At 70.8% G+C, this 10,853-nt stretch carries 10 protein-coding genes and 1 other RNA gene; 7 read left to right on the plus strand and 4 right to left on the minus strand.

Features of this window, described 5'->3' with window-relative positions:
* Positions 1-247: hypothetical protein (locus VGH85_04530; protein HEY2173059.1), on the plus strand; the 247-nt coding region annotated here is incomplete at its 5' end.
* Between the two features lie 75 nt (positions 248-322).
* Here the strand turns inward: VGH85_04530 and VGH85_04535 are convergent.
* Both VGH85_04535 and ssrA read right to left on the minus strand, forming a co-directional pair.
* Positions 323-790 carry a GNAT family N-acetyltransferase gene (locus tag VGH85_04535; protein ID HEY2173060.1) on the minus strand — a complete coding sequence of 156 codons (468 nt, stop codon included), beginning with the start codon at positions 788-790 and terminating at the stop codon, positions 323-325.
* Positions 791-859: 69 nt separating this feature from the next.
* Positions 860-1,232, minus strand: a transfer-messenger RNA (tmRNA) gene (gene ssrA, locus VGH85_04540).
* Between the two features lie 90 nt (positions 1,233-1,322).
* On the opposite strand from ssrA, the gene VGH85_04545 reads away from it, so the two are divergent.
* The 6 genes from VGH85_04545 (at position 1,323) to VGH85_04570 (ending at position 9,435) form a co-directional block, all read left to right on the plus strand.
* Positions 1,323-2,066, plus strand: a complete 744-nt coding sequence (locus VGH85_04545) for an SDR family oxidoreductase (protein HEY2173061.1) — start codon at positions 1,323-1,325, stop codon at positions 2,064-2,066.
* 118 nt (positions 2,067-2,184) lie between these two features.
* Positions 2,185-4,440 (plus strand): HAD-IB family hydrolase, encoded by a 2,256-nt coding sequence (locus VGH85_04550; GenBank protein HEY2173062.1) that lies wholly within the window; start codon positions 2,185-2,187, stop codon positions 4,438-4,440.
* Positions 4,437-5,648, plus strand: coding sequence for a zinc-binding dehydrogenase (locus VGH85_04555; protein HEY2173063.1), 1,212 nt, complete (start codon positions 4,437-4,439; stop codon positions 5,646-5,648). The genes VGH85_04550 and VGH85_04555 overlap by 4 nt, the downstream gene beginning before the upstream one ends.
* Before the next feature lie 17 nt (positions 5,649-5,665).
* Positions 5,666-7,243, plus strand: a complete 1,578-nt coding sequence (locus VGH85_04560; protein ID HEY2173064.1) for a lactate racemase domain-containing protein — start codon at positions 5,666-5,668, stop codon at positions 7,241-7,243.
* Between the two features lie 7 nt (positions 7,244-7,250).
* Positions 7,251-8,162: a lysophospholipid acyltransferase family protein gene (locus VGH85_04565; GenBank protein HEY2173065.1), complete on the plus strand. Its 912-nt coding sequence runs from the start codon at positions 7,251-7,253 to the stop codon at positions 8,160-8,162.
* Positions 8,163-8,184: 22 nt separating this feature from the next.
* Positions 8,185-9,435 carry an amino acid permease gene (locus VGH85_04570; GenBank protein ID HEY2173066.1) on the plus strand — a complete coding sequence of 417 codons (1,251 nt, stop codon included), beginning with the start codon at positions 8,185-8,187 and terminating at the stop codon, positions 9,433-9,435.
* A 1-nt stretch (position 9,436) separates the two neighbouring features.
* Here the strand turns inward: VGH85_04570 and VGH85_04575 are convergent, their stop codons facing one another.
* On the minus strand, positions 9,437-10,312 hold the full coding sequence (locus VGH85_04575) for an amidohydrolase family protein (GenBank protein ID HEY2173067.1): 876 nt from the start codon (positions 10,310-10,312) through the stop codon (positions 9,437-9,439).
* A 93-nt stretch (positions 10,313-10,405) separates the two neighbouring features.
* The coding region (locus VGH85_04580) for an HNH endonuclease signature motif containing protein (GenBank protein HEY2173068.1) at positions 10,406-10,853 on the minus strand (448 nt) is incomplete at its 5' end.

Below are 10,853 nucleotides of genomic sequence, written 5' to 3' on the forward strand. Positions count from 1 at the left end.
CCGGCTCGGTTTTGCCAACCCGGCGCTCTACAAGCTCGCCGGGAGCAAGCAGTTCACCGACGTCCTGCCGAAGCAGACGGGTGGCGGCAACGTCCGCCCGGACTTCGTCAACGGCCTCGACGCCAGTGATGGGATCCTCTACTCGGTCCGCACGTTCGATCAGGACTCGAGTCTGATGGTCACCAAGGGTTGGGACGACGTGACGGGCATCGGCACACCGAACGCCGCGTACCTCGGCGCGAAGTAGCCGTACGGACCGTTTCCAAAAGGGCGCCGCCACGCTGATCCACATGCGTGGCGGCGCCCTATTGTCTGCGTGTCGTCAGCCGAGCGGTTTCTCCAGCCAGTGGGCGGCGTACTCGTTGTCGTTGTAGGCCGGGATCTCGACGAAGCCGGCGGACCGGTAGAGCCCGATGGCCTCGGCGAGATGGGCGCTGGTGTCGAGTCGCGCCGTCTTCGCGCCGAGGCTGCGTGCCGCGCCTTCGAGGGCGGCAAGCATCCCCCGGCCGACGCCATGCCCGCGGGCGGCCGGGTCGATCCACATGCGTTTGATCTCCGCGGTGACGTCGTCGAGGAGGCGGACAGCACCGCAGCCGACCGGGCGCCCGTCGAGGCGGGCGATGAGAAACGTGCCGTACGGCGGGACGAGTTCGGCGCTCGGTGCGGCGACGGTGCGCGCGGCGTCGAAGCCGTCGGGGAAGCGGGAGTCCAGCTCCCGGAAGTACCGCCCGAGCAGATCGGCCGCCAGGTCGCCGTCCGGAGGCTCAGGGGCGAACGTGAGGGTCGTCACCGGCGCCATCCTGCCACGGAGCACGGGGCCGAGCCGCAGCTCGACCGGCCGTGCTCCGTGCAGTCGTCTCGGTGGAGGTGGCGGGAATCGAACCCGCGTCCTCCGGCGACTCGACAAGGCTTCTCCGGGCGCAGTCCGCTATGCCTCTACTCGGCCCCACCGATCTCGCGAACAAGCCGGTGTGACGGGCCCAGCCGCTGTTTGGTGTCCCGGCGACCTCCGCGGCCGATGTCGCCGGTAAGCCCTCTTACTGATGCCAGGGTCCGAGCCGAAGGCAAACCCGGTCTGACAGACCCGCTTCTCGCTTAGGCAGCGAGAGCGAAGTCAGCGCGACTGTTGTCGGCGCTTGATTTTTTTGCGACACGTGGTTAACGAGATCATTGTCGCCTTCCTCGGCCCGCTTCCCTTGTCTCGACGTCCGGAGTCGAGACCATTCACCCCCTCGTCGGTGTGCTACCCCAGAGTAACGGGGTACGGATGCAGGATCATCCCACAATCCGGGCTCGATCCCCCATACGGGAGGATCGGCGGCATGACTGCTCTCCTCGTCACCGGCGGTAGCCGCGGAATCGGCGCGGCGACGGCCCGGCTGGCGGCCGCCCGCGGGTACGACGTCTGCCTTAGCTACGCGAACCGGCCAGATGCCGCAGAAGCGGTCGTCAAGGACTGTGCGGCCCAGGGGGTACGGGCGCTGGCCGTGCAGGCCGACGTCGCCGCCGAGCAGGACGTGCTGCGGCTCTTCGCCACCGCCGAAGACGCACTGGGGGCGCCCGCGGTCCTGGTCAACAACGCCGGCATCGTCGGCCCGAAGACGCGGGTCGCGGATCTCGACGCGGCGCGGATCGAGCAGATGTTCGCGGTCAACGTGCTCGGCGCCTTCCTGTGCGCCCGGGAGGCGGTACGCCGCATGTCCACCCGGCTCGGCGGGTCCGGCGGCTCCATCGTCAACGTCTCGTCGCGGGCGGCCGTGCTGGGCGGCGCCAGGCAGTACGTCGACTACGCCGCGGCCAAGGCGGCCGTCGACACGCTGACGATCGGCCTCGCCGCCGAGGTGGCCGACGAAGGGATCCGGGTCACGGCCGTACGGCCCGGCCTGATCTTCACCGACATCCACGCCTCCGGTGGAGAGCCCGGCCGCGTGGAGCAGCTGCAATCCACGGTCCCGCTGGGTCGGGGTGGTCAGCCCGAGGAGGTCGCCGAGGCGATCCTGTGGCTGGCCTCCGACCAGGCGTCGTACGTCACCGGCACGGTGCTCGACGTGGCCGGCGGCCGATGAGTAGCCCCACTGCGGCGGCAATGTGCACTATGTGCGGATCCCCGTACACCGTCCGCGACGTGCTCAGGCATAGCTGCTTGGATGTAGCGTCGGACGACAGGCAATCGGGAGGCGCGACGTGGCGGACGACGTGACCGTGCTGCGTCACGTCCTGCTGACGGGGGCGACCGGTTTCCTCGGGCAGGCGGTGCTCGAACGGCTGCTCGCCGACCACCCCGACACCGAGATCTCGGTGCTCATCCGCCGCCGGGGCACGACCGCTGCGGCCGACCGCTGCCGGTCGCTGATGCGCAAGCCGGTCTTCCGCACGTGGCGGGAGCAGGTCGGCGAGGACGGGGCCCGGGCGGTGTTCGACCGCCGGGTGCACGCGATCGAGGGCGACGTCACCGCCGGCATCCCGGAACTGCCCGCCGACATCGACACGGTCATCCACTGCGCGTCCACGGTGAGCTTCGACCCGCCGGTCGACGAGGCGTTCCGCACCAACGTCGGCGGAGTCACCGCGCTGTACGACGCCGTGGCCAGATGCCCGAGCCACCCGCACGTGGTTCACGTGTCGACCGCCTACGTCGCCGGCGCCCGCAAGGGCGTGGTCCCCGAGGCCAGCCTCGACCACACCGTCGACTGGCGTGTCGAACTCGACGCGGCGCTCGGTGCTCGCGCCGAGGTCGAACGGTCCTCGCGGCGGCCCGAGGTCCTGCGCAAGGCGTTGGACGACGCCGGCCGCGAGCACGGCAAGGCCGGGCCGCAGACGACCGCCGCTGCTGCCGAGGCGCTGCGCCGCAGCTGGGTCGACGAGCGGCTGGTTGACTACGGCCGGATGCGGGCCAAGAGCGTCGGCTGGCCCGACGTCTACACCTTCACCAAGGCGCTCGGCGAGCGGGCGGCCGAGGAGCTGAACACCGGCGTACCGCTGTCGATCGTCCGGCCGGCGATCGTGGAGAGCGCGCTCGAGCACCCGTTCCCGGGGTGGATCGACGGCTTCAAGATGGCCGAGCCGCTGATCCTCGCCTACGGCCGCGGCATCCTGCCGGAGTTCCCCGGCGCGCACGACGGGATCCTCGACATCGTCCCGGTCGACATCGTCACCAACGCCCTCATCGCGGTCGCCGAAAACCCGCCCCAGCCAGGCGATCCGGCGTACTACCACGTGGGATCCGGGTCGCGGAACCCGATGACCTTCGGGCAGATGTATGACCATGTGCTGGCCTACTTCACCGAGCACCCGCTGCCCGAGGCCGGCCGGGGCACGGTGCGGGTGCCGCAGTGGACCTTCCCCGGCTCGCGTCAGGTCGACCGGCTGATGCGGGCCGGCGAACGCGCCGTCGACACCGCGGAGAAGGCGCTGCTGCACCTGCCGGCGTCCGAGCGCACCCGCGACTGGATGACCAAGACCCACCGGCAGAAGCGGCAGCTGGAGTTTCTCCGCCGTTACGCCGACCTCTACGGCACCTACACCGAGATCGAGGTCATCTACTCCGACGACCGGTTGCTGGCGCTGCACCGCGCGCAGCCGCCGGAGCGACAGGCGACGGAGGGCTTCGACTCGGCGGCCATCGACTGGCGCTACTACATGCGGGACGTGCACTTCCCGGCCGTGACCGCGGCGCTGCGGCGGCCGGTGAGCGTCCGGCGTACGCCGACCCCGGCGAAACCGATGCCGTCGGGAGAGCAGGGCGTGCTCGCCGTCTTCGATCTCGAGGGCACCCTGCTCGCGTCCAACGTGATCGAGTCCTACCTGTGGGCGCGGCTGGCCGAGCGGCCGACCTCGACCTGGCCGGGCGAGCTGGCCTCGGTCGTGCGGGCGCTCCCCCGCTACCTGGCCGCCGAACGGCGCGACCGCGGCGACTTCCTGCGGACCTTCCTGCGCCGCTACGCCGGGGCGTCGGAGGCCGAGTTCCGGCGGCTGGTCGACGAACAGCTGACCGACCTGCTGCTGCGCCGGGCCGCGCCCGACGCGCTGCGACAGGTCCGCAAGCACCGCGCGGTCGGGCACAAGACCGTGCTGATCACCGGGACGCTCGAGCAACTGGTCGAGCCGATGCACTCGTTGTTCGATGTCGTGGTGGCAAGCCGGCTGCAGGTCAAAGACGGCCGCTTCACCGGCTTCCTGGAGCTGCCGCCGCTGGTCGGCGAGGCGCGGGCCGCGTGGCTACGCCGCCACGCCGCCGACCACGACGCCGACCTGTCCAAGAGCTACGCCTACGGCGACAGCTTCTCCGACCGGCCGCTGCTCGAGGCCGTGGGCCACCCGGTCGCGGTCAACCCCGACCCGCGGCTGTTCCGGCACGCCAAGAGCCGGCACTGGCGGATCGAGAACTGGGGCGCGCACACCCGCGGCCCGATCGAGACCATGCTCGAGGTCCAGCGATGATCACCGCCGTCGAGTACCACCGCTCCCCCATGCGGTATCTCGCCGCGCGGGGCGCGAGCGCGCGGGTCAGCGGCGCGATCGGCAACTCGATGTCGGGCTCCCTCGCGCCGCTGCGGCTGGTCAACCGCGCCGATCCGCGCCGGCCCGGACCGCAATGGGCCCGGGTCCGGCCGCTGCTCTCCGGGATCTGCGGCTCGGACCTGGCGCTGCTCACCGGCCGCTCCTCGCCGTACCTGTCCCCCGTGGTGTCGATGCCGTTCGTACCGGGCCACGAGATCGTGGGCCGGCTGCTCGACGACGTCGACGGCCTCTCGTCCGGGCAGCGGGTGGTGCTCGACCCGGTGCTCTCCTGCGCCACCCGCGACGTCGACATGTGTGCCGGCTGCGCGGCTGCGCACGAGGACCGCTGCGACCACGTCACCGGCGGCGTCGTGTCCGCCGGTCTGCAGACCGGTTTCTGCGGTGACACCGGCGGCGGCTGGGGCGGCATGGTCGTCGCCCACACCCGGCAGTTGCACGGCGTGCCGGAGGGGGTGACCAACGAGCGGGCCGTACTCGTCGAGCCGCTCGCCTGCGCCGTACACACCGTGCGCCGGGCGGCGGTGCCCGACGGTGCGTCGGTGGTGATCGTCGGCGCCGGCACGGTGGGGCTGCTGACCCTGCTCGCGCTGCGCGAGTTCGCCTCGCCCGGGCAGGTCTACGTGATCGCCAAGCACCGTCATCAGGCCGAACGAGCCCGCAAGCTCGGCGCCACCGACGTGATCGAGCCCCGCAAGGCGGCGCGAGTCCTGCGGCGGGCCACCGGCGGATCGCTGCAGACACCGGAGCGGGGCGCCGAATTCCTGCTCGGCGGCGTCGACGTGGCGATGGAGTGCACCGGCGGCTCGGGTCTGGACTCCGCACTGCGGCTGGTGCGGGCGGGTGGCACGGTGGTCCTGTCCGGGATGCCGTCGTCAAGCGTGGACCTCACGCCGGTGTGGTACCGCGAGCTGTCCGTCATCGGCTCCTACGCCTCCGACAGCGGTGGCGGGGCGGGCGACCGCCAGGGCGACTTCGCCGACGCCCTCGACCTGATCGCACATGCACCGCTCGACGGTTACGTCGACGCCGTCTACCCCCTGTCCCAGTGGCGGGAGGCGGTCGGTCACGCTCTCGCCGCGGGCCGGCTGGGCAGCGTCAAAGTGGCCTTCGACCCGGCACGGGACTGACAGGAGACGAACGACCAGTGAGCAGACCAGGATTCGTCCTCGAGGTCGACGAACGGACCCCGCCGCTCCTCGTGCACGCCGGCGAGGGCATCCGCCTCGAGCAGTTCCCGCTCGGCACGCGGGTCGTCTATCCGCCGGACTCGCTGCCGGCGATCCGCGACGTCGATGCCGCGATCAATGACGCATTGCTCCACCCGCACGGCATCGAGCCGCTGCCCGAACTGCTGCGCGCCGGCATGAAGCTGACCGTCGTCTTCGACGACCTGTCGGTCCCCTTGCCGCCGATGCGCTCCCCCGACGTTCGGGCCCGGATCATCGAGGCGGTGCTGGAGTTGGCCGCCGCCCACGGCGTCGACGACGTCGAACTGGTCGCCTCCAACGCGCTGCACCGGCGGATGACCCCGGCCGAGCTCAAGCACGTCGTTGGAGACCGCGTTTTCGCGTCGTTCTTCCCCGACCACCTGGGCAATCACGACGCGGAGGACCGCGCCAACCTGCTGGATCTCGGGCAGACGCGGCAGGGCGAGGACGTGGAGATCAACCGCCGCGCGGCCGAGAGCGACCTGCTGGTCTACGTCAACGTCAACCTCGTGGCGATGAACGGCGGCAACAAGTCGGTCGGGGTGGGGCTGGCGTCGTACAAGAGCCTGAAGCATCACCACAACGTCACGACGATGAAGCACTCGACGTCGTTCAACGACCCGCCGAACTCCGCGATGCACCACTCCTACGACCGGATGGGTGAGGTGCTCGCGCAGCACGTCAAGATCTTCACGGTCGAGACGACGCTGAACAACGACACCTTCCCGTCGCAGCTGGGCTTCCTGAACAAGCGGGAGTGGGAGTGGTCGTTGCGCGACCAGGCGTCCTATCTCGCGGTGAAGCGGGCCAACGACCTGGCGCCCAGCAAGATCCGGCGGCGGATCTGGCACAGCACGGAGGCGGCGTACGGCGTGACCGGCGTGCACGCGGGGACACCGCAGGAGGTGCATCCGCACACGCTGGCCAACGTGCATCGCCAGCAGTTGACGGAGGTGGACGGACAGTCCGACGTACTGGTCTTCGGGCTGCCCTACATCTGCCCCTACAACGTCAACTCGATCATGAACCCGATCCTCGTGATGTGCCTGGGGCTCGGTTACTACTTCAACATGTACCGCGGGCGGCCGTTGGTGCGCGAGGGTGGTGCGCTGATCCTCTACCACCCGATGCAGCAGGAGTTCCACCCGGTCCATCACCCGAGCTACATCGACTTCTTCGAAGAGGTGCTCGCCGAGACCACCGATCCGGCGACGATCGAGGCGAAGTACGAGCAGCAGTTCGCCAACGACGAGTGGTACCGGCACCTCTACCGCAACAGCTACGCCTATCACGGAGTACACCCCTTCTACATGTGGTACTGGGGAGCGCACGGCCTGGAGCACCTCGGCGACGTCATCTGCGTCGGGGCCGACCGGCGGTCCGCGTCGCGGCTGGGGTTCCGCAGTGCGTCGACACTCGCGGACGCGCTGGAGATGGCCAGTGACACGGTCGGGCGCAGCCCGTCGATCTCCTACCTGCACAGTCCGCCGCTGACGATGGCCGACGTACGGTGAGGTCGCAATGGGTCTGATCGACGAGATGCGGCTGGTGTCACGTGGCCGCGACTGGCGGGGCCGGTCCCGCACGCCGCGGTCGGCCGAGCCGTGGGCGCCGGCCCGCGGGCCGCAGGAGTTCCCGACGTCGTGGGCCCGCAGTCGACCTGCGCGGATCGCCCGCGAAGGCCTGCAGCGCGGGGTGATGCGGCCGATGGTGTGGTCGCAGACCAAGCCCGTGGTCTACGGCGCAGACCGTCTCGACGGCATCACCGGCCCGGTCATCGTGATCGCGAATCACGCGAGCCATCTCGACGCGCCGGTGATCCTGGGTGCGCTGCCGCCGCAGCTGACCCGCCGGATGGCGGTGGGCGCGGCGGCCGACTACTTCTTCGACGCGCGGTGGCGGGCCAGCCTGTCGGGGCTCGTCTTCAACGCCTTTCCGGTGGAGCGAATGGGCAGCCGGCGGCTGAAGAGCCTCGCACCCCAACTGATCGGTGACGGCTGGAGCGTGCTGCTCTTTCCCGAAGGCACCCGCTCGCAGGACGGGTGGATGCGGTCGTTCCGGCTCGGTACGGCCCAATTGTGCTGCCAGCACGGGATTCCGGCGGTGCCGGTGGCGATCCGGGGCGCGTATGCGGCGATGCCCCGCGGCCGCAACTGGCCGCGGCCGGGACGTCCGCGGATCGCCGTCCACATCGGACGGCCGCTGACGCCCAACGCGGGCGAGGCGGCGCCGGTGTTCAGCGGACGGCTGTCTTCCGCGGTGACGCAGCTGTGGGCTGAGGAGGACCTCGGGTGGTGGGGCGCGATGCGCGCCGCCTCGGACGGAAAGCTGGCGCTGCCCACCGGACCGCCGGCCGCGTCGTGGCGGCGGATCTGGGAATCGACCCGCCCGCTGCCGGACCCGGGCGCGAAGACGCCGGTCTGGCGTCGCTGAGCGCGCGACCTCGGGCGCGCGCATGACTCCCGCAGGACCGCCGACTCCGACGAGGCTGGCCCGCCGGCTAGGGCTCTTCGACGCCGTGGTGATCGGTCTCGGCGCGATGATCGGTGCGGGCGTCTTCGCGGCGTATGGACCGGCCGCGGCGGCCGCCGGGTCCGGGTTGCTGATCGGTCTCGGTGCGGCGGCGATCGTGGCCTACTGCAACGCCACCTCCTCTGCCCGACTGGCGGCGCTGTATCCGGAGTCCGGCGGCACCTACGTCTACGGACGGAGGCGGCTCGGAGACTTCTGGGGACACCTGGCCGGCTGGGGCTTCATCGTCGGGAAGACGGCGAGCTGCGCCGCGATGGCGTTGACCTTCGGCGGTTACGTGGCCCCGGCGCATTCGCGACTCGTCGCCGTCGCGGTGGTCATCGCGGTGACAGCGGTGAACTACCGGGGTGTGCAGAAGTCCGCCTGGCTGACCAGGGTGATCGTGGCGATCACGCTGGTGGCGCTGACCGTGGTCGTCGTCGCCTGCCTCGGCGGTGGAACGGCCACGTCGGACCATCTGTCGCCATTCCCCGGGGGCGGTGCGCACGGCATCCTGCAGTCCGCCGGGTTGCTCTTCTTCGCCTTCGCCGGCTACGCGCGTATCGCGACCCTCGGCGAGGAGGTGCGCGAACCGGAGCGCACCATTCCGCGAGCCATCCCGGTGGCGCTGGGCATCACGCTGGTGGTGTACGCCGTGGTCGCGATCGCCGCGTTGCTGGCGGTCGGCGCCGAGAGGTTGGCCGGAGCCAGTGCTCCGCTGGTGGTCGCGACGGAAGCGGGGAGCCTGCAGGGGCTCGCTCCGGTCGTCCAGGTCGGGGGCGCCGTCGCCTCGGTGGGATCGCTGCTCGCCCTGGTTCTCGGTGTGTCGCGCACGGTGTTCGCGATGTCGCGCGACGGGCACTTGCCCCGCGGCCTCGACGCGGTCCATCCACGCTTCGGTGTACCGCACCGGGCGGAGCTGGCGGTCGGGCTAGTGGTCGTTGTGCTGGTCGCAACCGTCGACGTACGCGGGGCGATCGGCTTCTCTTCCTTCGGCGTTCTGGTCTACTACGGGATCGCGAACGCGTCGGCAATGACGCTGTCAGCCGCCGAGCACCGGCCGCCACGATGGCTGCCGGTGCTCGGTGTGGTCGGGTGCGGGGTGCTCGCCGTGAGCCTGCCGGCGATCGCGGTGATCAGCGGCGCCGGTGTGCTGCTGATCGGTGCGGCGTCATGGCTAATCCGTCGGCGGTAGCTCAGCCGTCGATGCCGAGCAGACGCGCCCCGTTTTCCCAGAGGACGGCACGCAGCCATTCCGGACCGAGCCCGAGCCGGTCCAGCGCGTCGATCTGCTCGGCGTAGGGGTAGGGGATGTTGGGAAAGTCGCTGCCGAGTACTACGCGGTCCTGCAGCGCCGGCAACCGCAGCACGACCTCGGGTGGCACCGGGGCGCGTTGCTGCATGAAGTCGGTGAAGGCCATCGTCGTATCGAGGAACACCCGGGGGTAGCTCTCGGCGAGTTCGACGAAGTCGGCGTACTCGGGGATGCCGAAATGGGCGATGACCAGGCGCAGCGTCGGGTGCCGTCGCAGCACCTCGCCGATCGCCGCCCGCCCGGTGAACCGCCCGGGTAGCGGACCGCTCCCGCAGTGCGTGACGACCGGGATGCCGGCCTCGGCGAGTAGACCCCACGCCGGGTCGAGCTGTGGGTCGCGTGGATCGAAGCCGCCGACCTGAAGGTGCACCTTGGCGACCCGGGCGCCGTCGTCGAGAGCCCGGCCGACGTAGTCGAGCACACCCGGCTCCGGAAACATCGTCAGCGACGGCACGCAGTCCGGGGTACGCCGGGCGAAGTCGCGGGTCCAGTCATTGAGCCAGGCCGCCATCCCGGGCTTGTGCGCGTAAGCCAGAGCAGGGAAAGCGCGCACGCCCAACGCCCGCAACCGCGCGAGCCGGTCGTCGTCGTCGCCGCGGTAGGCGACCGGCCAGGCGATGCCGTAGTGCCGCTCGGCGTCGTCGAAGTAGGCCCAGACCTTGGCCATCACTTGCGGCGGAAGGAAGTGCACGTGGATGTCGATGAGCCCCGGTAGCCCGAGCGAGCGCCAGTACGCCGGGACATCGTCATCGGTCACTACGGGCACAAGGTCATCTTTGCGGGTCGACGTACCGCCCGCGACACAGGTCAGCCTCCGAGCATGATCGTGCCGCTCGCGGCCACCGACTGGTCAGTCGTACCGGGGGGGCAAGACGCGGTAGGTCTTTCCGGCGGGGCTGGTCCAGGTGGGGGTGCCGTCGGGGGTGCGGGTGAGGGTCCAGCCGGCGTGGTGTTTGGCGCGGTGGTGGCGGCGGCACAGGGCGCCCATGTTGGCTGCGTTGGTGGGGCCTTTCGGGTAGGGGGTGGTGTGGTCGAGGTCGCAGCGGTGGGCTGGAATGTTGCAGCCTGGGAAGCCGCAGACGCGGTCGCGGGCGTGTAGGTGGCGGGTGAGGTCGGTGGGGGCCCGGTAGGTGGTGGTGCCGTAGTTCAGCAGCCGGCCGGCCGGGTCGGTGAGCAGGCGTCGCCAGGTGCCGCGCTCGGCGAGGCCGCGGGCGACCTGGGCGGTGACGGGGCCGTAGCCGGCGAGTTCGCCGGGTTGGTCGTCGATCCCGGCCAGGGTGGTGGCGGCGACGGTGACG

The sequence above is a fragment of the Mycobacteriales bacterium genome (assembly GCA_036497565.1).
Classification (GTDB): Bacteria; Actinomycetota; Actinomycetes; order Mycobacteriales; family QHCD01; genus DASXJE01.